General features: G+C 76.1%; 21 protein-coding genes. 18 read left to right on the forward strand and 3 right to left on the reverse strand.

Annotated features, from left to right (window positions below; all coding sequences use genetic code 11):
- The first annotated feature begins 21 nt into the window (after positions 1-21).
- The 3 genes from K1Y72_RS01395 (at position 22) to K1Y72_RS01405 (ending at position 2,623) form a co-directional block, all read left to right on the forward strand.
- A complete protein-coding gene (locus K1Y72_RS01395) occupies positions 22-804 on the forward strand; it encodes a class I SAM-dependent methyltransferase (protein WP_258571739.1) in 783 nt (260 codons plus the stop codon).
- On the forward strand, positions 801-2,078 hold the full coding sequence (locus K1Y72_RS01400; protein WP_220162411.1) for a DNA polymerase IV: 1,278 nt from the start codon (positions 801-803) through the stop codon (positions 2,076-2,078). Before K1Y72_RS01395 ends, K1Y72_RS01400 begins: the two co-directional genes overlap by 4 nt.
- A gap of 134 nt (positions 2,079-2,212) precedes the next feature.
- On the forward strand, positions 2,213-2,623 hold the full coding sequence (locus K1Y72_RS01405) for an SCO2097 family morphological protein (protein ID WP_220162413.1): 411 nt from the start codon (positions 2,213-2,215) through the stop codon (positions 2,621-2,623).
- Positions 2,624-3,316: 693 nt separating this feature from the next.
- Here K1Y72_RS01405 and K1Y72_RS01410 read toward each other — a convergent pair.
- From K1Y72_RS01410 to K1Y72_RS01420, 3 genes are read right to left on the reverse strand one after another with little or no spacing between them, the layout of a single operon-like run.
- A complete protein-coding gene (locus tag K1Y72_RS01410) occupies positions 3,317-5,848 on the reverse strand; it encodes a transglutaminase TgpA family protein (RefSeq protein WP_258571740.1) in 2,532 nt (843 codons plus the stop codon).
- Positions 5,845-7,104 carry a DUF58 domain-containing protein gene (locus K1Y72_RS01415; RefSeq protein ID WP_220162415.1) on the reverse strand — a complete coding sequence of 420 codons (1,260 nt, stop codon included), beginning with the start codon at positions 7,102-7,104 and terminating at the stop codon, positions 5,845-5,847. The genes K1Y72_RS01410 and K1Y72_RS01415 overlap by 4 nt, the downstream gene beginning before the upstream one ends.
- Before the next feature lie 10 nt (positions 7,105-7,114).
- A complete protein-coding gene (locus tag K1Y72_RS01420; protein ID WP_220162880.1) occupies positions 7,115-8,059 on the reverse strand; it encodes an AAA family ATPase in 945 nt (314 codons plus the stop codon).
- Positions 8,060-8,602: 543 nt separating this feature from the next.
- Between K1Y72_RS01420 and mraZ the strand changes: the two genes are divergently transcribed.
- From mraZ to K1Y72_RS01495, 15 genes are all read left to right on the forward strand, one after another.
- Positions 8,603-9,034 (forward strand): division/cell wall cluster transcriptional repressor MraZ, encoded by a 432-nt coding sequence (gene mraZ, locus K1Y72_RS01425; protein WP_220162417.1) that lies wholly within the window; start codon positions 8,603-8,605, stop codon positions 9,032-9,034.
- Between the two features lie 244 nt (positions 9,035-9,278).
- Positions 9,279-10,331: a 16S rRNA (cytosine(1402)-N(4))-methyltransferase RsmH gene (rsmH, locus tag K1Y72_RS01430; RefSeq protein WP_220162419.1), complete on the forward strand. Its 1,053-nt coding sequence runs from the start codon at positions 9,279-9,281 to the stop codon at positions 10,329-10,331.
- Positions 10,328-11,047, forward strand: a complete 720-nt coding sequence (gene ftsL / locus K1Y72_RS01435) for a cell division protein FtsL (RefSeq protein WP_220162421.1) — start codon at positions 10,328-10,330, stop codon at positions 11,045-11,047. The genes rsmH and ftsL overlap by 4 nt, the downstream gene beginning before the upstream one ends.
- 382 nt (positions 11,048-11,429) lie before the next feature.
- Entirely contained in the window at positions 11,430-13,148 is a 1,719-nt protein-coding gene (locus K1Y72_RS01440; protein ID WP_258571812.1) for a peptidoglycan D,D-transpeptidase FtsI family protein, read from the forward strand.
- Positions 13,149-13,229: 81 nt separating this feature from the next.
- The gene (locus K1Y72_RS01445) at positions 13,230-14,777 is read left to right on the forward strand and encodes a UDP-N-acetylmuramoyl-L-alanyl-D-glutamate--2,6-diaminopimelate ligase (protein WP_220162425.1); all 1,548 of its coding nucleotides are present in this window, start codon (positions 13,230-13,232) and stop codon (positions 14,775-14,777) included.
- Positions 14,774-16,186, forward strand: coding sequence for a UDP-N-acetylmuramoyl-tripeptide--D-alanyl-D-alanine ligase (locus tag K1Y72_RS01450; protein ID WP_220162426.1), 1,413 nt, complete (start codon positions 14,774-14,776; stop codon positions 16,184-16,186). Before K1Y72_RS01445 ends, K1Y72_RS01450 begins: the two co-directional genes overlap by 4 nt.
- The gene (mraY, locus tag K1Y72_RS01455) at positions 16,183-17,244 is read left to right on the forward strand and encodes a phospho-N-acetylmuramoyl-pentapeptide-transferase (protein ID WP_220162427.1); all 1,062 of its coding nucleotides are present in this window, start codon (positions 16,183-16,185) and stop codon (positions 17,242-17,244) included. The genes K1Y72_RS01450 and mraY overlap by 4 nt, the downstream gene beginning before the upstream one ends.
- On the forward strand, positions 17,226-18,626 hold the full coding sequence (gene murD, locus K1Y72_RS01460) for a UDP-N-acetylmuramoyl-L-alanine--D-glutamate ligase (protein ID WP_220162428.1): 1,401 nt from the start codon (positions 17,226-17,228) through the stop codon (positions 18,624-18,626). The genes mraY and murD overlap by 19 nt, the downstream gene beginning before the upstream one ends.
- Positions 18,627-18,637: 11 nt before the next feature.
- On the forward strand, positions 18,638-19,894 hold the full coding sequence (ftsW, locus tag K1Y72_RS01465) for a putative lipid II flippase FtsW (protein ID WP_220162429.1): 1,257 nt from the start codon (positions 18,638-18,640) through the stop codon (positions 19,892-19,894).
- Between the two features lie 39 nt (positions 19,895-19,933).
- Positions 19,934-21,034, forward strand: coding sequence for an undecaprenyldiphospho-muramoylpentapeptide beta-N-acetylglucosaminyltransferase (gene murG / locus K1Y72_RS01470; RefSeq protein WP_220162430.1), 1,101 nt, complete (start codon positions 19,934-19,936; stop codon positions 21,032-21,034).
- Positions 21,031-22,431: a UDP-N-acetylmuramate--L-alanine ligase gene (murC, locus tag K1Y72_RS01475; protein ID WP_220162431.1), complete on the forward strand. Its 1,401-nt coding sequence runs from the start codon at positions 21,031-21,033 to the stop codon at positions 22,429-22,431. Before murG ends, murC begins: the two co-directional genes overlap by 4 nt.
- 102 nt (positions 22,432-22,533) lie before the next feature.
- Entirely contained in the window at positions 22,534-23,295 is a 762-nt protein-coding gene (locus tag K1Y72_RS01480; RefSeq protein WP_220162432.1) for a cell division protein FtsQ/DivIB, read from the forward strand.
- Between the two features lie 389 nt (positions 23,296-23,684).
- A complete protein-coding gene (ftsZ, locus tag K1Y72_RS01485) occupies positions 23,685-25,100 on the forward strand; it encodes a cell division protein FtsZ (protein WP_220162434.1) in 1,416 nt (471 codons plus the stop codon).
- A complete protein-coding gene (gene pgeF, locus K1Y72_RS01490; RefSeq protein WP_220162436.1) occupies positions 25,097-25,834 on the forward strand; it encodes a peptidoglycan editing factor PgeF in 738 nt (245 codons plus the stop codon). The genes ftsZ and pgeF overlap by 4 nt, the downstream gene beginning before the upstream one ends.
- Positions 25,831-26,568 (forward strand): YggS family pyridoxal phosphate-dependent enzyme, encoded by a 738-nt coding sequence (locus K1Y72_RS01495; protein ID WP_220162438.1) that lies wholly within the window; start codon positions 25,831-25,833, stop codon positions 26,566-26,568. The genes pgeF and K1Y72_RS01495 overlap by 4 nt, the downstream gene beginning before the upstream one ends.
- Positions 26,569-26,674: the final 106 nt, after the last annotated feature.

Consider the following 26,674-nt stretch of genomic DNA (forward strand, 5'->3'; position numbering starts at 1 on the left):
AGCGTCTAGGGTAAGGCGCACATGAGCGACGTCGAGGGGATGGCCGTGGCCGCCGAGCAGGGAAAGCGCGTCCGAGGCGGCAGCCGGGTGCGCAGCGCCGTCCTGTGGGACGCGCTGCGCGCCCTCGTGGACCGCGTCGCCCCCGACGGGGGCCCGCGGGACGTGGTGGACGTGGGCGGCGGCACCGGCGGCTTCGCCGTGCCGCTCGCCCGCCTCGGCCACCGCGTCACCGTCGTCGACGCCAACCCCGACGCCCTCGCCGCCCTGGAGCGCCGCGCCGCCGACGCCGGCGTGCGGGTCCGCGCGGTGCAGGGCGACGCCGTCGACGCCCCCGGACTCGCCGGCGAGGGCTCCGCCGACCTGGTGCTCTGCCACCGGGTGCTGGAGTACGTCGACGACCCGGCCGCCGTGCTCGCCGCGATGGCCGCGACCGTCCGCCCCGGCGGGTCGGTCAGCGTCCTGTCGGCCGGCCGGTTCGGCGCCGTCGTGCAGCGCGCCCTCGCCGGCCACTTCGACGACGCCCTGCGCACGCTGGCGGGCACCGCCGAGGGCGCGGCCCCCCAGGAGCGCGCCCCGCGCCGCTACCACACCCGCGAGGACCTCGCCGGGCTGGCGTCCGGCGCCGGCCTGAAGCCGGTCGAGGTGCACGGCGTGCGGATCTTCACCGACCTCGTGCCGGCCGGCCCGCTCGACGCCGACGCCGCCTCGGCGGACGCGCTCCTCGCGCTGGAGTCGGCCGCCGCGGTGCACCCGGTGCTGCGCGAGCTCGCCGCCCAGCTGCACCTGGTGGCCGAGCGGCCGTGAGCCGCAAGCAGCAGCTGCACCGGCCGGGCCCCCAGCCGGGGCCGCCCGCCGACGACACCGGCTGCGCGATCCTGCACGTCGACATGGACGCCTTCTTCGTCAGCGTCGAGCTGCTGGAGCGCCCCGAGCTGCGCGGCCGCCCCGTCGTCGTCGGCGGCGCCGGCCCGCGCGGGGTCGTGGCGGCGGCGTCCTACGAGGCGCGCCGGTACGGCGTCCACTCGGCCATGCCGATGACGCGCGCCCGCCGCCTCTGCCCGCAGGCCGTGGTGCTGCCCGGCCGCCACGACCGCTACCGGGAGGCGTCGGCGGCGGTCTTCGAGATCCTGCGGTCGGTCACCCCGCTGGTCGAGCCGCTGTCGCTGGACGAGGCGTTCCTGGACGTGGCGGGCGCCCTCCGCCGCCTCGGCCGCCCCGCCGGGATCGCCGCCCGGATCCGCGCGCAGGTCCGCGACCAGCAGGGCATCACCTGCTCGGTCGGCGTCGCGAGCACCAAGTTCGTCGCCAAGATGGCCTCCACCCGCTGCAAGCCCGACGGGCTGCTGGTCGTCCCCGCGGACGGCGTCCTGGACTTCCTGCACCCGCTGCCCGTCGCGTCCCTGTGGGGCGTCGGCGAGCGCACCGAGCAGACGCTCGCGCGCCTCGGGCTGCGCACCGTCGGGCAGCTCGCCGCGACCCCCCTGCCGACGCTGCGGCGCGAGCTCGGCAACGCCCTCGGCGCCCACCTGCACGAGCTGTCGTGGGGCCGCGACCCGCGCGCCGTCGAGCCCGAGAGCGCCGACAAGAGCATCGGCGCCGAGGAGACCTTCGCCACCGACATCGACGACCCGCAGGTGATCCGCCGCGAGCTGCTGCGGCTGGCCGAGCGGGTCGGCGCCCGGCTGCGGGCGGGCGGGAACTCCGGGCGGACGGTGAGCGTCAAACTACGGACGGCGGAATTCAGGACCATCACCCGATCGCGCACCCTGCGCGATCCGACCGACCTCGCCCGTGTGATCTATGTCACAGCGTGCGAGCTGTACGAGGCGTCCGGCCTGGAGCGGGTACGACTCCGTCTGGTCGGGGTACGGGTGGAGAATCTGGAACCCGCCGACACGGCCACCCGCCAGCTCGCCCTCGACGAGCCGGAGACCGGCTGGCGCGAGGCCGAGCGGGCGGTGGACCAGGTGGTGGGCCGGTTCGGTCCCGGGACGATCCGCCCGGCCGCGCTGGTCCGCAAGGACCTTCCCGGCGACCGGGCGGCGCCGGGGCCGCAGGACGGAGAACGAGGACGGTGAGATGACCGGCAACTGGACCGCGGTCGGCCGTTTGCTTTCGCGGGCCCGCGCGGGCTCGTATTCTGGGCATATCACCGTTGAGGCTTCCGTTCCGCATCGGATTCCCCGTCGCGGGGCTGTCGTTGGGAGGCGCCGTGCCGCTCTCTGATCACGAGCAGCGCATGCTCGACCAGATCGAGCAGTCGTTGTACGCGGAGGACCCGAAATTCGCGCACGCGGTGCGCTCCACCAATCCGCAGGTGCACTACAAGCGGCGCATCGTCAAGGCCGCCCTCGGCTTCGTGGTGGGCGTCTGCGCGCTGATGGCCGGCCTGGTGATCAACGCCGGGGCGGTGACGATCGCCGTCAGCGTGGCCGGGTTCCTGCTCATGGTGGCCTGCTGCGTCTGGGCCGTCACGAGCTGGAAGCGCATGACGGGCATCGGCACCACGCCGGCCCGCCGCGGCCGCTCCCGCCGGTCCCGCCGCTCCGCCAGGAGCGCGCCGAAGGCCCGCTTCATGGACCGCATGGAGGAACGCTGGCGCCGCCGAGCCGAAGGCGAGTGATCCCACCCGGGGACTGAGCGCGACCCCCGCGGCCCGCGCCCCCTCCCCAACCCCCGCACGCCTCCCGCACCCCCCGAGCGCCCTGCCCCGCAGGGCGCTCCACTCTCCCCCCTCCCACTCTCCCCCCCCGCGCGCCCTTCTCCCGCGCGCCCTCCCCCCGCGCGCTCTTCCCCGGTGCGCTCTTCTCCCGCCCGCTCTTCCCCGGTGCGCTCTTCCCCCGCGCGCCCTTCTCCCGCGCGCCCTTCCCTCGCCCGCTTTTCGCCCGCCCGCTTTTCGCCCGCTCGGCTCCCTCCCACCTCGCTCTTCCTCGCCCCGCTCCGCCCCGCTCCGCCCCGCCCCGCTCCGCCCCGCTCCGCCCCGCTCCGCCCCGCTCCGCCCCGCTCCGCCCCGCTCCGCTCCGTCCCGCCCTGCGCTCCCTTGGCCCGCATGACCACCCGGTCGCCGAAAGTTGAGATGCGGCGTGTTGGGCACTTTTGATCTTCAAAGTGCCCAACACGCCGCATCTCAACGAGTGGTGACCAGGTGGTCATGTTGGGGTGGACGGCTTCGCATGTCTGTGACCATCTGGTCAGTGTTCGTTGAGATGCGGCGTGTTGGGGTATGGGAGCGCTCCCAGGGGCCAACACGCCGCATCTCAACCTTCGGTGACCGGGTGGTCATGCGGGGTGGGGGGCGCGCGTTGTGAAGGAGGGGTTAGGGGCGGGGGCGGCGGCGGGTGCGGTGGAGGACGGCCTGGTTGAGCTTGTCGGCCTTCGCGGTGACGCGCGTGAGGGCCGCGAGGAGCCGCTCGGACGCGCCGCGCGCCGCCGCGGTCGCGCTGTCCACCGTGGACGGCGGCAGGACCCGCGCCCGCCAGCGCGCCCGCCGCGTCACTCCCGCCGCGAACGCCGCGCGCACCGTCCGCACGTCCGCGCGGAGCCGCTCCGGCGACGGCGGGGCCGCCGTCGCCGAGTAGCGGGCCTCCTCCTCGGCGCGGGCGATCCGCCGCAGCGCGGCGGCGCTGCCGGCGTCCATGTCCAGCTCCTCGGCGAGCCGGATCGCGGTCGCGCGCGGCGTGTCGCTCGGCTGCCAGGGCAGGCCGTGGTCCAGCGCGTCGGCGCGCATCTCCCGCCAGGCCACGTGCGCGGCGCCGCCCGGCCCGCCGGGCCGCCGCGCCGGCGGCTCCTCAGCGGGCCGCTTCCAGGGGCCGCCGGACGGGCGCGGCGGCTCGGGCGGCGCCGTCGCCGCCCAGCGCCGCCGCCGGATGACCGCCCGCGCGACCATCGGCGCGAGGAGCAGCAGCGCCAGCAGCACCAGCACCGCCGGCCACGCGGCGGGGTGGCCGGAGTTCCGGTCGCCCTGGTCGGGGGCGGCCTGCTCGCCCTCGTCGTTGCGGTGCCGGTCGGCGCCCTCGGTGGCGGCGGCGGACGGCTGCCCCGCCGCCGACGGGGACGCGCTCGGCAGCGCCCCGTCGGCGCCCCCCGACGCGCCGCCCGCGGCGTCGGGCAGCGAGTAGGAGGGCGTGCTCGCGGTGCCCTGCCCGGCCGCGCCCGAGGGCGTCGGCTCGAACCGCACCCAGCCGGTGCCGACGAAGTACAGCTCGGGCCAGGCGTGCGAGTCGCGGGAGCGGACGGTGTAGTGGCCGGGGCTCGACTCGGTCCCGGCGGTGAAGCCCAGCCCGACCCGCGCGGGGATCCCGAGGATCCGCGCCATCAGCGCCATCGACGCCGCGAACTGCTCGCAGTAGCCGCGCTTGGAGACCAGCAGGAAGTCGGCCAGGTCGTCGCCGCGCCGCGGCGACGTCGCGGTGAGGTCGTAGTGGAAGCCGCCGGTCACGGTGAACCAGCGCTGCAGGGCGACGGCCTGCGCGTACGCGGTCCGCGCGCCCGCGGTGACGTCCTCGGCCAGCTCGCGGATCCTGGCCGGGACGTTGCGCGGGTAGCCGGTGTAGCGGGTCACGATGTCGGTCGGGTAGGCGCCGCCGGTCTCCAGCGCGGCGACCGACGGCTCGGCCCGCACGCTCCGCACCCCGTACGTGCGGCCCGCCGCGGTGCCCTTCAGCGAGTAGACCATCATCGACTCGGGGTCGAGCCGCCAGTCGCCCTTGATCGAGATGCTGGCGGGGGCGTAGGGCAGCGGCAGGAACCGCATGTCGGCGACCTCGGAGCGGACGGCGATCCGGCTGTCGGCGCGCCGGGTGGCGACGCCGCCGAGGCCGGGCGCGGGCGGCAGGTCCCGGCCGGTGATGCGGTCCCGGTCCGAGCTCTGCATCCGGGTGAACGTCCACCGGTCGTCGTCGAAGCGGTCCAGGGCGTACAGCCGCAGGTAGTCGGGGGAGGGGTCGTCGGTGGTGTAGGTCAGCACCACCGCGCCGTCGGTCTTGGTCAGCTCGCGCCGCAGGCTGACCAGCGGGTCGGGCGTGGTCACGGTCTGCGACCCGCCGCGCGCGCCGTGCAGGCCGAGCGCGCCGCGCGGGTGGATGCCGGGAACCGCGAGCGGCACGAGCACCGCGACGGCGATGGCGCCCGCGCCGATCCGCCGCCCGGTCGCCGCGAGCGCGGCGCCGTCGGGCCGCTCGCCGTGCTCCTCCGCCCGGCCGTCGCCCCCGCCGAGGCCGGGGCCGCCCGGGACGAGCGGCTCGTCCTCGCTCCAGCGCGGGGTGCGGACGAGCCGGCCCCAGCCGCCCACCCGGTCGCGGGCGTCGGCCATGAGCAGCGCCAGGTAGCCGGTCGCGCCGATCCCGAAGATCGCCCAGTGCACGCTGTCCTGCCGCACCGCCGCGGGCACGCTGTAGAGCGCGAGCAGCGGCAGCCCGGCGGGCGCGGCCCGGCGCAGCCGCACCGCGAGCACGTCCACGATCACCGCGACGAGGCCGATGCCGATGGTGGACAGCACCTTGATGCCGGGGGCGAGCGGGACGGGCGCGGCGTACCGGTTCGCCGCGTCCCAGCCGGCGCCGATGAGGTCGGTGAGCCGGGCCAGCGACGCCGGCGTCGGGACGATCCAGAGCAGCGCCTCGTCGCGGGTGAACGCGACCGTCAGGTAGAGCAGCAGCGCGGCGAGGCCGCACGCCGCGCCGAGCGCGGCGGGCAGCCGCAGCCGGCGGGCGAGCACGCCGCCGAGCGCGACCATGACGACCGCGCCGGCGCCCGCCCAGAACCAGGACCGCCCGCCGAACAGCGGGTAGAGGCCCGCGGAGCCGGCCAGCGTGGCCAGCCCCGCCATGATCGTCAACTGGATCCTCATGCCCCGTCCCTGGACAGATCCTCGCCGGCCTGCTCGGCCAGCGCCCACGCCCCGGCGAGCTGCGCGGCCGAGTCCACCGCCAGCACCCGCCACCCGCCGGCGCGCAGCATCCGGGCCCGCTCGTCCGCCGCGCCGCCGCCGCCGACGGTGCGCACCAGCACCGCCACGTACGTGGCGGTGCCGCGCCGCGCCGCCGCGACCGCCCGCGCCTCCTCGGCGGTGAGCGCGCCGAACACCGCGACGACCAGGCCGTCGCCGTCACGGCCCCCCGACCCGCCGGAGCGGAGCGCGGCGAGGCCGGGGGTGAGGGCGCGGCCGGCGCCCGGCCGCACCACCGCGAGCGCGTCGAGGAGCTGCCCCTCGAAGGCGCCCTCGAACTCGCGGGACGCCGCGACCGCCTCGCCCGCGTCGGTGACGTAGCGGAGCCCCATCCCGGCCCGGCCGAGGTGCACCCCGACCGACGCGACGACCGCGACGGCCTGCTCGAAGGACGAGCCGGGCCCCTCGCCCGAGTGCGCGCCGCGCCGGGTGTCGAGCAGCAGCGTCCCGCTGCTCTGCCAGTGCTGCTCCTCGCGCCGCACCATGAGCTCGCCGCGCCGCGCCGTCGAGCGCCAGTGCACCCGCCGCAGGTCGTCGCCGTGCCGGTACTCGCGGGGCGCGATGTCGTCCTCGCCGGCGCTCGCCACCGTCCGCGCGACGCTGTCGCCGCCGCCGGTCCAGGCGCCGCTGAGGCGGCTCGCCGGCAGCGCGACGATCGGCGGCGTCACCGTCAGGGTGTCCGACAGGCTGAACGAGCGGACCAGCTCCACCATCCCGAACGGGTCGGTGAGGCGCACGACGAGCGGCCCGACGCGGAACCGGCCGCGCACGTCCGAGCGGATCCGGTAGGCCAGCTCGCGCGACCCGCGCGGCTCGATCCGGTCCAGCACGAACCGGGCCCGGCCGCCGAGGGTGTAGGGGACCTTGTCCTCCACCATCAGCAGGCCGCTCGGCAGCCGCGACACGTTCTCCAGCCGCAGGTCCACCCGCGACTCGTGGCCGACCGGCAGCCGCGACGGCTCCAGCCGGCGGGCGCAGGCGAGCCGGTAGCGCGTCCGCGACACCGCGAGCGTGCAGAGCAGCGGCAGCGCCAGCACCAGCACGCCCGCGCGCAGCAGGTCGCGCTCGCCGAGGACGACGGCGCACACGATCGCGGTGCAGCCGGCGGCCACGAACGACCGGCCGCGGGTGGTCAGGCCGGCCAGCGCTCTTCTCACGGGCGGGGGGTCACTTCCTGGGGGAGGGCAGGGGCAGCCGGTTGACGAGCTCGGTCACCACCTGCTCGGGGCGCCGCCGCTCCACCTGCGCCTCGGCGGTCGGCAGCAGGCGGTGGGCGAGGACGGGGACGGCCAGCTCCTTCAGGTCGTCGGGGCGCACGTAGTCGCGGCCGCCGAGCGCCGCCCACGCCCGCGCCGCCCGCACCAGGTGCAGCGTCGCGCGGGGGGAGGCGCCGAGCCGCAGCTCGGGGTGCTTGCGGGTCGCGGTGACCAGCTCGATCGCGTACTGGCGGACGGCGGGGGCGACGTGCTGCTCGCGCACCACCTGGGCGAGGTCGCGGACGTCGCCGGCGTGCGCGACCGGCCGCAGGTCGTCCAGCGGGGACGAGCTGCCGTGCGCGTCGAGCATCTCCAGCTCGGCGGCCGGGTCGGGGTAGCCCATCGAGATGCGCGCGGTGAACCGGTCGCGCTGCGCCTCGGGCAGCGGGTAGGTCCCCTCCATCTCGACCGGGTTCTGGGTGGCGATCACCATGAACGGCCCGTCCAGCGGGTAGGTGACGCCGTCCACGGTGACCTGGCGCTCCTCCATGCACTCCAGCAGCGCCGACTGCGTCTTCGGGGACGCCCGGTTGATCTCGTCGCCGACGACCAGGTTGGCGAAGACCGGCCCCGGCTTGAACTCGAACTCGCGCAGCTCCTGATTGTAGGCGCTCACGCCGGTGATGTCGCTCGGCAGCAGGTCGGGGGTGAACTGCACGCGCCGCACCGAGCAGTCGATGGACCGGGCGAGGGCCTTGGCCAGCATCGTCTTGCCGACGCCGGGCACGTCCTCGATGAGCAGGTGCCCCTCGGCGAGCAGCACCGCGAGCGCGAGGCGCACCACCCGGGGCTTGCCCTCGATGACCGACTCGACCGCCTCCCGGACGGCGCCCGCGACCTCCGCGAGCCCGGCCAGCCCGGCGGGGCGCTCCGCGCCCGGCTCGGGGCCGCGCGGAGCCGGGAGACGCCCGGTCTCGGTGTACGGCTCGCCGCCGCCGTGCGTGCCAACTGCCACCAGCAACCCTCCTCAGCCGTCCGGTCCGCCACCGGCCGGTCGCCCCGGCGGGACGCGGCGCGCCGGGGGGCGCCTGCGCGCCCCGCCCCGTGCGCGCTGCCCGCGCGCCCTACCCCAACAGACAGTACGTCGTCGCGGCTCCCGTTGTGATGTTCAAGGGGAACGGGAGCCCATTGTGCTGTACGCGGGCGCCCGCCGCCGTCCCGCCCGGGACCGGCGGGACGGCGCACGGGACGGCCCGGCGGCGGGCGCCCGGCGGGCCGGCCGCGGCACGCGGCGCGCCCCGCGATCAACCCCACTCCGCACCACCCGTTCTGACCTGCGAAAACGCGGACGATCACGTCCGGCGCGCCGGGTTTTCCTGGTTGACGGTGGGGAAGAGTGGAGTAGAGTGGGGCGCCGTGGGGGAGCAGCGGCGCCCCCGCGGCGCGGGAGGTGGGTCATGTGTTCCTCGGCACCCATACCCCGCGCCTCGACGACAAGGGACGACTGTTCCTGCCGGCGAAGTATCGCGAGGAGCTGTCGGGGGGCTTGGTGATCACGAAGGGCCAGGAGCGCTGCCTGTACGTCTTCCCCATGGCGGAGTTCCAGCGCATCACCGAGGCCCTGCGCACGGCCCCCGTCACCGAACGGGCGGTGCGCGCCTACAGCCGCGTCTTCTTCGCCTCCGCCTCCGACGAGGTCCCCGACAAGCAGGGCCGCATCACGATCCCCGCGCCGCTGCGCGCCTACGCGGGCCTGCGGCGCGACTGCACCGTCATCGGGGCCAACACCCGTCTGGAGATCTGGGACTCCCGGGCCTGGGAGGTCTACCTCGAGCAGGAGGAGCCGGCGTTCGCCGACGTCTCCGAGGAGGTGTTGCCCGGGATCCTGTGAACCACCGGCCGGCAGTGACCGGCCCCGGCCCACGTTCGGCCAGGTCTCCAGCCGCTCTCCGAGCCCTCTGGCGCAGCTTCCCCGGTGCCAGACGGCGACCCCCCGCGTCGCGTACGCGGAGCACTTCCTGCGGGCAGCGGATGGGGACCTGGCCGGGCGAGGCCGCCGGCCGCGCCGGGGACGCGCGCGGATCCGGCGATGCCACGCATACCGCGAGCACTGTGGCGTTGCAAGGGGGTGAACCATGACCGTGGGCGACCACGCCGGGCGCGACCGCGCCGGCGCGCACGACGGCCCGTACGACGGCCCGCCGGACGGCGGCGCGGCCGGTCCCGAGGGGACCGGGCTGCACGTGCCCGTCCTGCTGGACCGCGTCCTGGAGCTGCTCGGCCCCGCGGTCGACCGCGTCACCGGACGCGCCCCCGTCTACCTCGACGGCACCCTCGGCATGGGCGGCCACGCCGCCGCGATGCTCGCCGCGCACCCCACGCTGCGCCTCGTCGGCCTCGACCGCGACACCACCGCGCTGGAGCGCTCCGCGCGGCGCCTCGCCCCCTTCGGCGACCGCGTCACCCTCGTGCACGCCGTGTACGACGAGGTGACCGACGTGCTCGCCCGCCTCGGCGTGGACCGCGTCGACGCCGCGCTGTTCGACCTCGGCGTCTCCTCCCCGCAGCTCGACGAGGGCGACCGCGGCTTCGCCTACTCCTACGACGCGCCGCTGGACATGCGGATGGACCGCACCCAGCCGCTCACCGCGGCCGACGTCGTCAACACCTACCCGCCCGGCGAGATCGCCCGGGTGCTCCGCGAGTACGGCGAGGAGCGCTTCGCGCAGCGGATCGCCGGCGCGATCGCCCGCGAGCGCGAGCGCGCCCCGCTCACCTCCACCCTCCGCCTCGCCGAGCTGGTGCGCACCGCGATCCCCGCCGCGACGCGCCGCACCGGCGGCAACCCCGCCAAGCGCACCTTCCAGGCGCTGCGCATCGAGGTGAACGGCGAGCTGGAGATCTGGCGGCGGGCGCTGCCCGCCGCGCTGGACGCGCTCCCCGTCGGCGGCCGCCTCGTGGTGCTGTCCTACCACTCGCTGGAGGACCGCATCACCAAGCAGGAGCTGGCCGCCCTCGCGGCCGACACGACCCCGCCCGGACTGCCCGTCCCGCTGCCCGAGCACGCGCCGTACCTGCGGCTGCTCGTGCGGGGGGCCGAGCTGCCCACCGAAGACGAGACCACGACCAACCCACGGGCCGGATCGGTGCGGCTCCGCGCCGCCGAGCGCGTCCGGGAGGCGACATGACGACGGCGAAGGCGCCGGGGTCCAAGGGCGCGGGCACGGTGCAGGGCGGCCGGTCCGGCGCCGCGCAGCGCGCCCGCGGCGCCGCGCCGCGGGCGCGGACCGGCGCGGCCCCGAAGCCGCCCGCCGAGAAGGCGCCGGCCAAGCGGGCACCGGCGAGGACGGCACCGGCCAAGGCGGCGGCCGAGAAGCCGCCGGCCAAGGCCGCGGCCACGGCATCGGCGAAGAAGGCCCGGCCCGGCCCGGCCGCGAGCGGGAAGGCGCGGGCGGCGGCTCCGGCCGCCGGCCGGATGCGGCACGGCGCGCCGCCGCGCGCGCCGTTCGTGCTGCTCATCATCGCGCTGCTCGGCGGCGCGCTGGTGAGCCTCCTGCTGCTGAACACCGTCCTCGCCGAGGACGCCTTCACCCTCAGCCGCCTCCAGCAGAACAACAAGCTGCTCGGCCAGCAGAAGCAGGGCCTCCAGGAGGAGATCGCGCGGGAGGAGGCGCCCGGCCGCCTCGACCAGAAGGCGCGGGCCCTCGGCATGACCAAGCCCGACCGGCTCGCCTTCTGGGACGGCGCCGGCAACCGCGCGATCGGCGGCCCGGTCCGGCCGGTGCCGAACGCCGCGGCGGCGTCGGCCGGCGCGGCGGGCGTGCTCGGCATCCCCGGCGCGATCGTGCCGGGCGACGGCGTCCCGGCCGTCCCGGGCGGCGGAGCGGGGGCCGGCACCCCGTGACCGGCCCGGTGGGAGCGAGCAGGGCGAACGCGGCGGCGGGCGCGGTGACGGGGGAGGCGGCGTGACCAAGCGTCCGGCGGGGCCGCCGGGCGGCCGCGGCCGCAAGGGCTCGGCGGGCCGGGAGGACCTCAGCGGCCCGGGCGCGGCGCGCGCGCCCGGGCGCCCCAGTGGCGGCACCTCCTCCCGGTCCCCGGGCGGCCCGGCCGCGCGGCGGCAGGGCCGCCCGGCGCGCTCCGGCGCCGTGCCCCCGCCGCGCGGATCGGCCAAGGGCGCGCCGCGCCCGCCGCAGGGCGGCACCCGCACCGCGACGCGCCCGGCGGCGCGCCCCGCGCCGCCGCGCCGCCCGCCGCGGCCGCGCGTCCCGTTCCGGCGCCGCGACCCCATGAAGCGGCTCAACGTGACGCTCCTCGCGATCGCGTTCGTGCTGTCGCTGTTCGCCGGCCGCCTCGTCCAGCTCCAGACCATCGAGTCCGGCCAGTACAGCGAGGAGGCCCGCAAGCAGCGGCTGCGCGAGATCACGCTGCCCGCCGTCCGCGGCGACATCACCGACGCGCAGGGCAACGCGCTCGCGATGACGGTCGAGGCGCGCGGCGTCTACGCCGACCCGAGCGTGATCAAGCCGGCGAAGCGGCAGGCCATCGTGGACGCGCTCGCGCCGATGCTCGGCCTGGAACCGGCGTTCGTGCTGCGCGCGGTGTCGGAGCCGAAGTCCCAGTACGAGGTCCTCGCCCACGGCGTCCGCCCCGACCAGGCGCGCCTCGTCATGGGGCTGAAGTTCACCGGCATCGGCGTCGAGCCCGAGTACCGGCGGGTGTACCCGGCGGGGTCGCTCGCCGCGGGCGTCGTCGGGTTCGTCAACGCCGCCGGGGAGGGCGGCGCCGGGCTGGAGAGCTCCATGGACAAGCTGCTCGCGGGCCGCAGCGGCTCGCAGCGCGTGGAGATCAGCCCCGACGGGCAGCAGATCCCGATGGGCGAGGACCAGACCAAGCCGTCGGTGCCCGGCCGCGGCGTCCGCCTCACCCTGATGCGCGACATCCAGTACAAGGCCGAGCAGGCCATCGCCAAGCAGGTGAAGGCGACCGGGGCGCGCAGCGGCAGCGTCATCGTCATGGACCCGCGCAACGGGCAGCTCCTCGCCCTCGCCACCGCGCCCGGCTACGACCCGAACCAGTACGGCCGCTCGAACTCGGCGACGTGGGGCAGCCCCGTCGTGCAGGAGGCGTACGAGCCGGGCAGCACCGGCAAGGTCCTCACCGCGGCGGCGGTGCTGGAGAAGGGCGGCGTCACGCCCGCCACGCCGTTCCTCGTCCGCGACCACATCGTCGAGGGCCCACGCACCTTCCACGACTCGCACCCGCACGCGCCCGAGCGGCTGACGTTCGCGGGCGTGCTCGCCAAGTCCAGCAACGTCGGCACCATCATGGCGAGCAAGACCATCACCCAGGACACGCTGTACCGGTTCCTGCGCGACTTCGGTTTCGGCCAGAAGACCGGAATCGGCCTGCCCGGCGAAACGCCCGGCCTGCTGAACGCGCCGTCGAAGTGGTCGGGCACCGACCGCTACCCGATCGCGTTCGGCCAGTCGGTGTCGGTCAACGCCGTCCAGATGGCCAGCGTGTACGCCACGATCGCCAACGGCGGCGTGCGGGTCGCGCCGACCCTGGTCGCCGGCACCGTCTCCGAGGACGGCGCGTTCACGCCCGCCAAGGCGCCCGCGAGCCGGCGCGTCGTCAGCGCGGCGACGGCGCGCCAGATCAGCGACATGCTGGAGGGCGTGGCGACCGTCGAGGGCACCGCCCCGAAGGCGCGGATCGAGGGCTACCGCGTCGCGGGCAAGACCGGCACCGCCGAGATCGTCAACCCGTCCTGCGGCTGCTACAAGGGCGGCGGCTGGACGTCGTCGTTCGCCGGGTTCGCGCCCGCCGACGACCCGCAGCTCGTCGTGCAGGTCGTGCTGCAGCACCCGACGAAGGGCAGCCACCTCGGCGGGGACATCGCCGCGCCGGTGTTCAAGGACGTGATGACGTCGGCGCTCGCGACCCGTAAAGTGCCGCCCACCGGAAGCAAGGCGCCGGCCGTCCAGATCTACGCGCGGGACTGACCGTAACGAGTAATCTACGTCGCCGTGAGCCCAGCATCCGCGCCTCAGCCGATCCCTTCCGCTCGTCCCGAAAGAAACGCCATGCGCCCGACGTCCACCCGGCCCCGGCCCCTGCCGGAGCTGGCGGCCCTGCTCGGCGCCGCCGTCTCCGGCGATCCCGGGGGCGTGCTCGTCAGCGGCATCACGCACGACTCGCGGGCGGTGCGGGAGGGCGACGTGTACGCGGCGCTGCCGGGGACCAGGACGCACGGCGCGCGCTTCGCGGCGCAGGCCGCCGCGGCGGGCGCGGCGGCGATCCTCACCGACCCCGCCGGGCTGGAGGAGGCGGCCGTCACCGGCCTGCCGGTGCTGTTCACCGAGGACGTCCGGGCGCTGCTCGGGCGCGCCGCGTCGTGGGTGTACGGCGACCCGGTGGAGGACCTGACGCTGATCGGCGTCACCGGCACCTCCGGCAAGACCACCACCGTGTACCTGCTGGAGGCCGGGCTGCGCGCCGCCGGCGGCCGCACCGGGGTGATCGGCACGGTGGAGATGCGCATCGGCGACCGCCGGGTGCCGAGCGCGCTCACCACGCCCGAGGCGACCGACCTGCACGCGCTGTTCGCGATGATGCGCGAGCAGGGCGTCGGCGCCGCGGCGATGGAGGTGTCCAGCCACGCCCTCGTGCAGGGCCGGGTGGGCGGCGCCCGCTACGACGTCTCGATCTTCAGCAACCTGTCCCAGGACCACCTGGACTACCACCCGACGATGCAGGACTACTTCCTGGCGAAGGCCCGCCTGTTCACGCCGGAGTACACGCGCGTCGGCGTCGTCAACCTCGACGACCACCACGGCCGCGAGCTCCTGGAGATCGCCACGGTGCCGGTGACGACGTTCTCGGCGGCCGGCGACGCGGCGGCCGACTGGCGGGCCGAGGACGTGCGGCTCGGCGCCGACGGCAGCGTGTTCCGGGTCGTCGGGCCGGGCGGCATCGAGGCCGACGCCTCGGTCCGGCTGGCCGGCCCGTTCAACGTCGCCAACGCGCTCGGCGCGATCGTGGCGCTGGTGGAGGCCGGCATCGCGCTGCAGACGGCCGTCGCGGGCGTCGGCTCGCTCGCCGGGGTGCCCGGCCGGCTGGAGCGGGTCGACGAGGGCCAGGACTTCGTGACGCTCGTCGACTACTCGCACAAGCCCGGCGCGGTCGAGGCGGTGCTGTCGGCGCTGCGGCCGGTCACCGAGGGCGACCTGGTGGTCGTCCTCGGCTGCGGCGGCGACCGCGACCGCGGCAAGCGCCCCCTGATGGGGGAGGCCGCGGCGCGCCTCGCCGACCGGGCGTACTTCACCAACGACAACCCGAGGTCGGAGGATCCCCTCGCGATCCTCGCCGCTATGGTCGAGGGCGGGCTGAAGGTCCCGCAGGCCGAGCGGGCGCACGTCGTGGTCGAGCCCGACCGGGCCGCCGCGATCGGCCTCGCCGTCGGCCGGGCCTCCCGCGGGGACGTCGTGGTCGTCGCGGGCAAGGGGCACGAGCAGGGACAGTACGTGGCCGGCGAGGTGCTGCCGTTCGACGACCGCGAGGTCGTCCGGGGGGAGCTGCGCCGCCGCGCCGCCGTGTCAACGGATGTGAGAGGGGACGGGACGCAGGCGTGATCCCACTTCCACTGTCGGCGATCGCGGAGTTCACCGGGGGCGCCGTGCACGGCGGCGACGCCGAGACCGTCGTCTCCGGCCCCGCGGTCATCGACTCGCGGGCGGTCGAGCCCGGCGCGCTGTTCGTCGCGCTGCGCGGCGAGCACGCGGACGGCCACGACTACGCGGCCGCCGCGTTCGCCGCCGGCGCCGCCGCGGTGCTCGCCGAGCGGCCGCTGGACGGCCCGGCGGTCGTCGTCGGCGACGTCCAGGAGGCGCTCGGGCGGCTCGCCCGCGGCGTCCTCGGGCGGCTGCCCGGCACCACCGTCGTCGGCGTCACCGGCTCGGCCGGCAAGACCTCCACCAAGGACCTCATCGCGCAGGTGGTGAGCCGGGCGGGCCCGGCCGTCTGGCCCGCCGGATCGTTCAACAACGAGATCGGCATGCCGCTCACCGCCCTGCGCGCCGACGCCGGCACCCGGCACCTGGTGCTGGAGATGGGCGCCCGCGGCGTCGGCCACATCGCCTACCTGGCGGGCATCGCCCGGCCGCGCGTCGGCGTGGTGCTGAACGTCGGCACCGCCCACATCGGCGAGTTCGGCGGCAAGGAGATGATCGCCCGCGCCAAGGGCGAGCTGGTCGAGGCGCTGCCGAGCGGCGGCACCGCGATCCTCAACGCCGACGACCCGCTGGTGCGCGCGATGGCGGCCCGCACGGCCGCGGACGTCGTCACGTTCGGGCGGTCCCCCGACGCGGCGGTGCGGGCCGAGGACGAGACGCTGGACGACGCCGGCCGGGCCCGGTTCACGCTGGTCACCCCCGAGGGGCGGGCCCCGGTCGCGCTCCGCCTGCTCGGCGCGCACGCCGTCGCCAACGCCCTGGCGGCCGCGGCGGTCGGCCGCGCGGCGGGCCTGGAGACCCGTATGATCGCCGAGGCGCTGGCCGCGGCGGTGCCGGCCAGCCGCTGGCGGATGGAGGTCACCGAGCGCCCCGACGGGGTGACGGTGGTCAACGACGCCTACAACGCCAACCCCGAGTCGATGAAGGCCGCCATCGACACGCTCGGGCACATCGCCCGCGGCCGGCGGGCCTTCGCGGTGCTCGGCGAGATGGCCGAGCTCGGCGCCGGCTCCGCCGACGGGCACGCCGAGATCGGCCGCCACGTCGCGCGGAGCGGCGTCGCGGGGCTCGTCACGGTCGGCGAGGCCGCCGCCGCCATGGCCGCAGGGGCCGGGCAGGTGGCGTCATGGACGGGAGAGTGCGTACAGGTGGATGACGTCGGCGCGGCGGTGGCCGCGCTCAGCGAGCGGTTGCGGCCGCGGGACGTCGTGCTGGTGAAGGGGTCCCGCGTCGCGGGCCTGGAGCGGGTCGCCGAGCGGCTGCTCGCCGCCCCGGACGGCGGGGCGCCGAACGGGGGCCGGGTCCGATGACCAACATCCTGATCGCCGCCGGCGTGGCCCTCATCATCGGCATGGTCGGCACCCCGGTGTGGATCCGCATCGTCAACCGGCTCGGCTACGGCCAGATGATCCGCGACGAGGGCCCGAAGGCGCACGCGACCAAGCGCGGCACCCCGACGATGGGCGGCACCGTCTTCATCGTCGGGTCGCTGCTCGGGTACGCGGTGGCGCACCTGGTGACCGGCACCGCCCCCACGGTGTCGGGCCTGCTGGTGCTGTTCCTGATGACCGGGCTCGGCTTCGTCGGGTTCGTGGACGACTACATCAAGGTGTTCAAGCAGCGCAGCCTCGGCCTGCGCAGCGGCGCCAAGATGATCGGCATCGTGCTGGTCGGCGTGATCTTCGCGATCGGCTCGCTGAACTTCCCCAACGGCTACGACATCACCCCCGCCTCCCCGCACCTGTCCTTCCTCCGCGACTTCGGCCCCTCGATCGGCGCCCCCATCTTCGTGATCTGGGCGCTGCTGCTCATCGCCGCGATGTCCAACGGCGTGAACCTGACCGACGGCCTGGACGGCCTCGCCGCCGGCCCGGCCGGCATGGTGCTCGCCGCCTACGTCATCATCGGCAACTGGCAGCTGCGCAACAGCTGCTACGACTTCGCCCTCGCCCCCAACTGCTACAGCGTCCGCGACCCCCTGGACCTCGCGGTCGTCGCGGCGGCCGTCCTCGGCGGCGTGTTCGGGTTCCTGTGGTGGAACGCCCCGCCCGCCAAGATCTTCATGGGCGACACCGGGTCGCTCGCGCTCGGCGGCGTGCTGGTCGGCCTCGCCATCCTCACCCGCACCCAGTTCCTGCTGGCCATCCTGTGCGGCCTCATCGTCATGATCACCCTGTCGGTGATCATCCAGGTGGGCGGGTTCAAGATGACCGGCAAGCGGGTGTTCAAGATGGCGCCGCTCCAGCACCACTTCGAGCTGTCGGGCTGGGCCGAGACGACGATCGTCGTCCGGTTCTGGCTGATGTCGGCGCTGTTCACCGGCATCGGGCTCGGCCTCTTCTACCTGGAATGGATGCCCAAGAAGTGACGGGCGAGCAGTGGGCGGGCCGCCGGGTCTGCGTGGCCGGCATCGGCCTCTCCGGACGGGCGGCCGCCCGCGTCCTCGCCGACCGGGGCGCGCGCGTCACCGTCGTCGACGGCCGCGACGACGACGGCCTCCGCGAGCACGCCGGGAAGCTGGAGGCGCGCGGGGTGCACGTCCGGCTCGGCGACGGGGACACCCTCCCCGAGGGCGTCGAGCTGGTCGTGGTGTCGCCGGGGTACCGGCCGGACGCCCCGCTGCCGCTCGCGGCGGCCGCGGCCGGCATCGAGATCTACGGCGAGGTCGAGCTGGCGTGGCGGCTGCGCGGCCCGGACGCCGCGCCGTGGCTCGCGCTCACCGGCACCAACGGCAAGACGACGGTGGTGCGGATGCTGACGGCGATCCTCGCCGCCGCCGGGCTCGACGCGGTCGCCGCCGGCAACGTCGGCACCCCCATCGTGGAGACGGTGCTGGAGGGCCACGACGTGCTCGCCGTCGAGCTGTCCAGCTACCAGCTGCACTGGTCGTCCAGCGTGGTGCCGCGAGCGGCGGCGGTGCTGAACCTGGCGCCCGACCACCTCGACTGGCACGGCTCGATGGACGCCTACGGGGCCGCCAAAGCGAAGATCTTCGCGCCGGGCACGGTCGCGGTGGTGAACGCCGACGACCCGGCCGCCGCCGCGCTCGCCCCGCCCGGCGCGGTCGGCTTCACCCTCGCCACCCCCGCGCCCGGCCGGCTCGGCGTCGTGGAGGACCTGCTGGTGGACCGCGCGTTCACCGAGGACCCGCGGACGACGGCCGTCGAGCTCGGCGCGCTGTCGGACGTGCGCCCGTTCGCGCCCCACAACGTCGCCAACGCCCTCGCCGCCGCCGCCCTCGCCCGCGCCTTCGGCGTGGCGCCCGAGGCCGTCGGGGCGGGGCTGCGGGCCTTCGTGCCCGACCCGCACCGCATCGCGCACGTCGCCGACGTCGACGGCGTCCGGTACGTGGACGACTCCAAGGCCACCAACCCGCACGCCGCGGCGTCGTCGCTGGCGGCCTGCGAGTCGGCGGTGTGGATCGCCGGCGGGCAGCTGAAGGGCGCCGACGTCGACGAGCTGGTGCGCTCGGTGGCCGGCCGGCTGCGCGCCGTGGTGCTGCTCGGCGCCGACCGGGCGCGGATCGCCGCGTCGCTCGCGCGACACGCCCCGGATGTCCCGGTCGTGGACGAGCCGGGCACCGACACTGGAGCGATGGACCGCGTCGTGATCGCAGCAGCAGGGCTCGCCCGGCCGGGGGACACGGTGCTCCTGGCACCCGCCGGGGCGTCGTTCGACATGTTCACCAGCTACGGGGCCCGCGGCGACGCGTTCGCCGCGGCGGTGCGGCGGCTCGGCGGAACCCGCTAGCGGGCGCCGGGATGAGCGCGCTTCCCGCGGAGGAGCGGGGCCGGGAGCGGACCGGCCCGCGCGAGCAGGTCGCGGCGGCCGTCGGCCTGCTGGACCGGCCGCTCACCTCCTACTACCTGGTGCTCGGCTGCTCGGTCATGCTGCTGGCGCTCGGGCTGACGATGGTGCTGTCGGCGTCCAGCGTCAAGCAGCTCCAAGAGACCGGGTCGGCCTACACGCTGTTCCAGAAGCAGGCGGTCTGGATGGTGCTCGGCCTCGCCGGCATGTGGCTGGCGTCGCGGCTGCCGGTGAAGACGTTCCGGGCGCTGGCCTACCCGCTGCTGCTGGTGGCGTTCGTCACCCTCGTGCTCGTGCTCGTGCCGGGCCTCGGCCGCTCGGTGAACGGGGCGACCCGCTGGATCGCGCTCGGCCCCATCCAGATCCAGCCGTCCGAGCCCGCCAAGCTCGCCCTCGTCCTGTGGGGCGCCGACCTGCTGGCCCGCAAGGAGCGGTTCGGGCAGCTCACCGAGTGGCGGCCGCTGCTCGTGCCGCTGCTGCCCGGCGCCGGCCTGCTCGTGCTGCTGGTCATGCTCGGCAACGACCTCGGCACCACCCTGGTGCTGCTGACGATCTTCCTGGCGCTGCTGTGGGTGGTCGGCGCGCCGGGCCGGCTGTTCGTCGGCATCGCCGGGCTCGTCACGCTGCTGGTGTCGATCCTCATCATCGTCGAGCCCTACCGGATGCAGCGCCTCACCGGCTTCCTGGACCCGACGGCGAACCGCCTCACCACCAACTACCAGGGCACGCAGGGCCTCTACGCGCTCGCCTCCGGCGGCTGGTTCGGCACCGGCCTCGGGGAGGGCCGCGCCAAGTGGGACTTCCTGCCGCACGCCGAGACCGACTTCATCTTCGCCATCGTCGGCGAGGAGTTCGGGCTCGTCGGTACGCTCGTGGTGCTCGCCCTGTTCGGCATGCTCGCCTACGCGGGCCTCCGCATCGCCCGGCGGGTGCGCGACCCGTTCGCCCGGATGGCGGCGGCGGGCTGCACGGCCTGGCTGCTCGTCCAGGCGATCGTCAACATCGGGGCGGTGATCGCGGTGTTCCCCATCACGGGCATCCCGCTGCCGCTCGTCTCCTACGGCGGCTCGGCCCTCATCCCGACCCTGTTCGCGCTCGGCATGCTGCTGGCCTTCGCCAAGCGCGAGCCGGGCGCCCGGCAGGCGCTCGCCGCGCGCGGTCCCGGACCGGTGGCGCGGGGCCTAAGCTGGCTGGGCCTGGCACGGCGATAGATCGTTCTGCAAGCACATGCTGAGGAGTTGTCGAAGAGCATGAGGGTTGTCCTGGCCGGCGGCGGCACCGCCGGACACATCGAGCCCGCGCTGGCCCTCGCCGACGCGCTGCGCCGCAACGACCCGAACGTGGGCATCACCTGTCTCGGCACCGAGCGCGGCCTGGAGACGCGCCTCGTGCCGGCCCGCGGCTACGAGCTGGCGCTCATCCCGCCGGTGCCGCTGCCGCGCACCCTGACCCCTCAGCTGCTGACGGTCCCCGGCCGGCTGCGCGGCGCCATCAACGCCGCGGCGTCGGTGCTGGACACCGCCCGCGCCGACGTGCTGGTCGGGTTCGGCGGCTACGTCGCGACGCCCGGCTACCTGGCCGCCCGCAAGCGGCACGTGCCGATCATCGTGCACGAGGCCAACCCCAAGCCGGGCCTCGCCAACAAGCTCGGCTCGCGCTTCACCGAGCACGTCGCGGTCTCCCACCACGACTCGCCGCTGCCGCACGCCCGGTTCGTCGGCATCCCGCTGCGCCGCGAGATCGCGACGCTGGACCGGCTCGCCCTCGGCGACAAGGCGCGCTCGTACTTCGGGCTGCTGCCCGACCTGCCCACGCTGCTGATCTTCGGCGGGTCGCAGGGCGCCCGGTCGCTGAACCAGGCCGCGGTCGCCGCCGCGCCCTACTTCCGGCAGGCCGGCATCCAGGTGCTGCACATCGTCGGCCCGAAGAACACCGAGCAGCCCGAGCCGGCGCCGCCGGGCGGCCCGCAGTACGTCACCATCCCCTACTGCGACCGGATGGACCTGGCCTACGCCGCCGCCGACATGGCGATGTGCCGGGCGGGCGCGATGACCTGCGCCGAGCTCGCCGCCGTCGCGCTGCCCGCGGTGTACGTGCCGCTGCCGATCGGCAACGGCGAGCAGCGGCTGAACGCCGAGCCGATCGTGGCGGCGGGCGGCGGGATGCTGGTCGACAACGCCGAGCTGTCGGCCGAGTGGATCGCCCGCGAGCTGCTGCCGGTGCTGCGCGACCCGAACCGGGTGGCGCGGATGTCGGAGGCCGCCGGGCGGATGGGGCGCCGCGACGCCGACGTCGCGCTCGCCCGGATGGTGTACGACGTGGTCCGCGCGGCCGGGTCGTCGGCCCGATGAGCGCGGGCGGCGGGACCGTGCCGGCGGCCGAGCTCGGCCGCGTCCACTTCATCGCGATCGGCGGCGCCGGCATGTCCGGCATCGCGCGCATCATGCTGAAGCGCGGGATCGCGGTGTCGGGCAGCGACGCCAAGGAGTCCGAGCTGCTCGGCCAGCTCGCCGACCTCGGCGCCAAGGTGCACGTCGGCCACGACGCGGCCTACCTCGGCGACGCCGACACCGTGGTCGTGTCCACCGCGATCCGCGAGAGCAACCCCGAGCTCGCCGCCGCGCGCGCCCGCGGGCTGCGGGTGCTGCACCGGTCCGAGGCGCTCGCCGCGCTGATGGCCGGGCGGCGCGCGGTCGCGGTCGCCGGCACGCACGGCAAGACGACGACGACGTCGATGCTGACGGTCGCGCTCCAGCGGGCGGGCGCCGACCCGTCCTACTGCATCGGCGGGCAGCTCGTCACGACCGGGCTCGGCGCCGACGAGGGCGCGGGCCCGGTGTTCGTCGCCGAGGCCGACGAGTCCGACGGCTCGTTCCTGCGCTACACCCCGGCGATCGCGGTCGTCACCAACGTCGAGGCCGACCACCTGGACAACTACGGCGGCTTCGAGAAGGTCAAGGAGAACTTCGCGGCGTTCGTCGACCGCGTCGAGGCCGGCGGCACCCTCGTGGCCTGCGCGGACGACCCGGTCGTCCGCGAGCTGGCCGGGCACGCGCGCGGCCGCGGGCTGCGGGTGGTGACCTACGGGGAGGCGCCGGACGCCGACCTGCGGGTCACCGGGTTCACCCCGCGCGGCCTCGGCTCGGAGTTCGAGGTGACGGGCGCCGGGCCGGTCCGGCTGGCCGTCCCCGGCCGCCACTACGCGCTGAACGCGGCGGCGGCCATCGCGGTGGCCCGCGAGCTGGGCGCCGACGCCGGCGCGGTCCTGGCGGGCCTCGCGGCCTTCGGCGGGGCGATGCGGCGGCTGGAGCGCAAGGGCGAGGCGGGCGGCGTCGAGGTGTTCGACAGCTACGCCCACCACCCGACGGAGCTGGCCGCCGACCTCGCCGCCACCCGCGACTACCTGGCGGAGAAGGGCGGCGGCCGGATCGTCGCGGTGTTCCAGCCGCACCTGTACAGCCGCACCCGCTTCTTCGCCGCCGAGTTCGGCGCGGCCCTCGGCGCGGCGGAGGTCGCCGTCGTGCTGGACGTCTACGGCGCCCGCGAGGACCCCGAGCCCGGCGTCACCGGCGCGCTCGTCGCGGACGCGGTGCCGGCCGGCACCGCGACCGCCTACGTGCCGTCCGGCGACGACGTCCCGGACGCGGTCGCCGGCCTCGCCCGGCCCGGCGACGTGGTCATCACGCTCGGCGCGGGCGACGTGACGCGGCTCGCCCCGCTCATCCTGGAGCGGCTCGCGGCGTCCTAGCCGTCTTGCGCGCGGGCCGGATCCGTCCGGTCCGGCACCGATTTCGGCCCCGGTGGGCGTGTGCAGCCGCCCGCCGGGGCCGTCGCACGCCATCCTGGGGGGATGACGGAGGCGGGGATCGACCGGCGGAGCGGTACGGCGGCGCGGCGGGAGCGCGGCGCGGGGAGCCCGCCGGGGCGCCGCGGGGGCGGCCGCTGGCGGGCGCTGTTCGTCCTGCTGCTGGCCGCGGCCGTGCTCGGCGCCGCGTCCTGGGCGCTGCTCGGGTCGCGGCTGCTCGTCGTGCGGCACGTGCGGGTCGTCGGCGCGCACCTGGCGCCGCAGGACCGGATCGCGGCCGCCGCCGGGATCCGGCTCGGCGTCCCGATGGTGCGGCTGGACACCGGCGCGGTCCGCGACCGGGTCCGCAAGGTCCGCGAGGTCCGCGGCGTCGAGGTCGAGCGCGCCTGGCCGGACACGGTGCGGATCGTGGTGCGCGAGCGCGTCCCCGTCGTCGCCGTGCAGCGCGGCGGCCGCTACTACCGGCTGGACGCCGAGGGCGTCACCGTCGCCGACGGCGCGGCCCCGCCCGCCGGGCTGCCGCTGCTCACCGCGACCGCCCCCGGGCCCGGCGACCCGGGCACGCTCGCGGCGCTGAAGGTGGTGGGGGACCTGCCGGACGGGCTCCGCCGCCGGCTGGCCGAGGTGACGGTGCCGAGCCCCGAATCGGTGACGCTGCGGCTGAAGTCGGGCCTCACGGTCGTATGGGGCGCGCCCGAGCGCACCGCCGAGAAGGCCCGTCTGGTGGACGGACTCGAACACACCACCGCAGGCCGGGGTGCCCGCACCATCGACGTGAGCTCTCCCGACGTCGTCACCACGAGTTGACCTTGGAACGGCGCGGACGACTGCCGCCGCCCCCGTGTGTCGGAGCGATTAACGGCGCCCGATGGGGCACAGTTGACCGGTCGCAGGGGACCGGGGGGCCGGGCGGCGCACCCGCGGGTGCGCGTCCGCGAGGCCCCGGGCGGGTCCGGGCGTGCGCGACACGCCGGACCGGTTGGCCGGGGGTTAGTTGACCCTGGCGGTAAGCCCGCCCTACTGTCCGTATCAGTCCTCAGGTTGACATAACTGTAAGCCTCAAGTCGAGGGTGAGGGTTCGGCGGCCGACCGGCCGGCGTCCCGCACCCGCCACCACAACACCGACAGCAGTACCGCGCGAGGGACGGCCACCCGGCCGCCGGCGCGGTCGGATAGAGCGGAAAGGCCCCTCCGTCGTGGCAGCACCGCAGAATTACCTCGCGGTCATCAAAGTCGTCGGGATCGGCGGCGGCGGCGTCAACGCCGTCAACCGGATGATCGAAGAGGGACTCAAGGGCGTCGAGTTCATCGCGATCAACACGGACGCCCAGGCGCTGCTGATGAGTGACGCCGATGTCAAGCTCGATGTGGGCCGCGAGCTCACCCGGGGCCTCGGCGCCGGCGCGAACCCGGACGTGGGCCGCAAGGCCGCCGAGGACCACCGGGAGGAGATCGAGGAGGTCCTGAAAGGCGCCGACATGGTGTTCGTGACCGCCGGCGAGGGGGGTGGGACCGGCACCGGCGGCGCGCCCGTCGTGGCGAACATCGCCCGCTCGCTCGGCGCGCTCACCATCGGCGTGGTCACCCGCCCGTTCAGCTTCGAGGGCAAGCGCCGCGCGATGCAGGCCGAGGCCGGCATCGAGACGCTGCGCGACGAGGTCGACACCCTCATCGTGATCCCCAACGACCGGCTGCTGTCGATCTCCGACCGGCAGGTCAGCGTGCTGGACGCCTTCAAGGCCGCCGACCAGGTGCTCCTGTCCGGTGTCCAGGGCATCACCGACCTCATCACCACCCCGGGCCTGATCAACCTGGACTTCGCCGACGTGAAGTCGGTCATGTCCGGGGCCGGCTCGGCCCTCATGGGCATCGGCTCGGCGCGCGGCGACGACCGCAGCGTCGCGGCGGCCGAGATGGCGATCTCCAGCCCGCTGCTGGAGGCCAGCATCGACGGCGCGCACGGCGTGCTGCTGTCCATCTCCGGCGGCTCCGACCTCGGCCTGTTCGAGATCAACGAGGCGGCGCAGCTGGTGTCCAACGCGGCCGCGCCGGACGCCAACATCATCTTCGGCGCGGTCATCGACGACGCGCTCGGCGACGAGGTCCGGGTCACCGTGATCGCTGCGGGGTTCGATGAGCTCCGCCCTAACAAGGCGGCAACGGAGCCCGAGAGCAAGAGGCTTCCCGCGCCGCCGCCCCGCCCCACCCCGCCCGCCCCGCCGGCGCCGAACCCGATCCCGAGCCGGATCGGGCGGAGCGAGCCGGTGACGCCGCCGCCCGCGCAGCCGTCGGTGGCGCAGGCCGCCGCGGCGCCCGCGCCGGCCGAGCGGCCGGCGCCGCGCCCCGAGCCCGAGCGGCCCGCCCCGGCGCCCGCCGCCCGCGAGGAGGACCGGCCGCGGCCCGAGCCGCGGTCCGAGCGGCCCGCCCCGGCGGCCGAGCCGGCCGCCGAGAGCGCCCCGCGCCCGCCGGCGCCGCGCCCGTCCGCCGACCCGTCGCCCACCCGGGTGCACGCCGGCGAGAACGAGTCGGGCCCGGCCCCGTCCGGGCAGCGCCGCCGCCCCGTCGTGTTCGACGAGGACGACGACCTCGACGTCCCCGACTTCCTCAAGTGATCACCGCTGTCGCGCTCGGGGCCGGCGTCGGCGCCGGGTTCACCGGGCGCGCCGGCGGGGTGAGCGGGGCGCCCTACACGGGGCTGAACCTCGGCGGCGCGGTCGGCGACGACCCCGCCGCCGTCGCGGGCAACCGCGCGCGGGCCGCGGCGGCGCTCGGCGTCGACCCCGGCCGCACCGTCTGGATGCGCCAGGTGCACGGCGCGGACGTCGCCGAGGTGGACGCCCCCTTCGCGGGGGAGGCGCCCGGCGTGGACGCGGTCGTGACGGCGGCGCCCGGGGTGGCGCTCGCCGTGCTCGTCGCCGACTGCGCGCCGGTGCTGCTGGCCGACCCGGTCGCCCGCGTCGTCGGCGCCGCCCACTCGGGGCGCCCCGGCACGGCGGCGGGCGTCGTGCCCGCCCTGGTCGAGCGGATGGCCGCGCTCGGCGCCGACCCCGCGCGCATCGCCGCCGCGATCGGCCCGGCCGCCTGCGGCTCCTGCTACGAGGTCCCCGAGGCGATGCGCGAGGAGGTCGCCGCGCTCGTCCCCGAGACCCGCGCGACGACCCGCCGGGGCACCCCGGGCCTGGACATCCGCGCCGGGATCGCCGGGCAGCTCGCCCGCGCCGGCGTCCGCGACGTCCGGATCGACCTGCGCTGCACCATCGAGACCCCCGACCTGTACTCCTACCGCCGCGACGGCCGCACCGGCCGGTTCGCCGGCTACGTCTGGCTCCGCGAGGACGCCGCGTGACCGATGCGAGCGGCACGGGCGAGGACGGCACGGGCGGGGCGGACCGCGGGGCGGAGCTCGCCGCGAACCTCGCCGAGGTGCGCGGCCGCATCGCCGCCGCGTGCGCGGCGGCCGGCCGCCCCGCCGACGCGGTGACCCTCATCGCGGTCACCAAGACCCGGCCGGCCTCGGACGTGCGGCTGCTGGCCGGACTCGGCCTCACCGACGTCGCCGAGAACCGCGACCAGGAGGCGGCCCCCAAGGCCGCCGCCACCGCCGGACTCCCGCTGACCTGGCATTTCGTCGGACAGCTGCAGACCAACAAGGTACGGTCGGTGGCGTCCTACGCGGACGTCGTCCAGTCGGTCGACCGGCCCCGCCTGGTGACCGCGCTGTCAGCGGCCGCCGAGCGCGCCGGCCGCACGCTCGGCTGCCTCGTGCAGGTCGCGCTGGACGGCGGAGAGGGCCGCGGCGGGGCCGCGCCCGGCGACGTCCCGGCCCTCGCCGACCTCGTCGCCGGCGCGCCGGGCCTCCGGCTCGGCGGCGTGATGGCGGTGGCGCCGCTCGGCGCCGATCCGGCGGCCGCGTTCGAGCGGCTCGCCGAGATCGCGGCCCGGACCAGGGACGACCATCCCGGGGCGGGCACGGTTTCGGCCGGGATGAGCGGCGATCTGGAGCAGGCGATCGCATGTGGCGCGACACACGTGCGTGTCGGTACGGCGTTGCTCGGCGGCCGACGGGCAATCGTCAGGTAATGTCCCGCAGTGGTACCTGCCGAAACGGCGGGTGCCGAAGAGCAGAACAGCAGACGCGGCGGTCTGTCGGCGGCACCGGGACCACGGTGCCGGGGCCACAAGACGA

The organism is Actinomadura parmotrematis, assembly GCF_019458805.1.
In the GTDB taxonomy this organism is placed as follows: Bacteria; Actinomycetota; Actinomycetes; order Streptosporangiales; family Streptosporangiaceae; genus Spirillospora; species Spirillospora parmotrematis.

What these genes read in the sequence shown, in the direction of transcription:
- K1Y72_RS01395 (WP_258571739.1), top strand. Translation starts at nt 22, where the DNA reads ATGAGCGACGTCGAGGGGATGGCCGTGGCCGCCGAGCAGGGAAAGCGC.
- K1Y72_RS01410 (WP_258571740.1), bottom strand. Translation starts at nt 5,848, where the DNA reads ATGAGGATCCAGTTGACGATCATGGCGGGGCTGGCCACGCTGGCCGGC.
- rsmH (WP_220162419.1), top strand. Translation starts at nt 9,279, where the DNA reads ATGACCGTGGGCGACCACGCCGGGCGCGACCGCGCCGGCGCGCACGAC.
- ftsL (WP_220162421.1), top strand. Translation starts at nt 10,328, where the DNA reads ATGACGACGGCGAAGGCGCCGGGGTCCAAGGGCGCGGGCACGGTGCAG.
- K1Y72_RS01440 (WP_258571812.1), top strand. Translation starts at nt 11,430, where the DNA reads ATGAAGCGGCTCAACGTGACGCTCCTCGCGATCGCGTTCGTGCTGTCG.
- K1Y72_RS01445 (WP_220162425.1), top strand. Translation starts at nt 13,230, where the DNA reads ATGCGCCCGACGTCCACCCGGCCCCGGCCCCTGCCGGAGCTGGCGGCC.
- mraY (WP_220162427.1), top strand. Translation starts at nt 16,183, where the DNA reads ATGACCAACATCCTGATCGCCGCCGGCGTGGCCCTCATCATCGGCATG.
- murD (WP_220162428.1), top strand. Translation starts at nt 17,226, where the DNA reads ATGGATGCCCAAGAAGTGACGGGCGAGCAGTGGGCGGGCCGCCGGGTC.
- ftsW (WP_220162429.1), top strand. Translation starts at nt 18,638, where the DNA reads ATGAGCGCGCTTCCCGCGGAGGAGCGGGGCCGGGAGCGGACCGGCCCG.
- murG (WP_220162430.1), top strand. Translation starts at nt 19,934, where the DNA reads ATGAGGGTTGTCCTGGCCGGCGGCGGCACCGCCGGACACATCGAGCCC.
- murC (WP_220162431.1), top strand. Translation starts at nt 21,031, where the DNA reads ATGAGCGCGGGCGGCGGGACCGTGCCGGCGGCCGAGCTCGGCCGCGTC.
- K1Y72_RS01480 (WP_220162432.1), top strand. Translation starts at nt 22,534, where the DNA reads ATGACGGAGGCGGGGATCGACCGGCGGAGCGGTACGGCGGCGCGGCGG.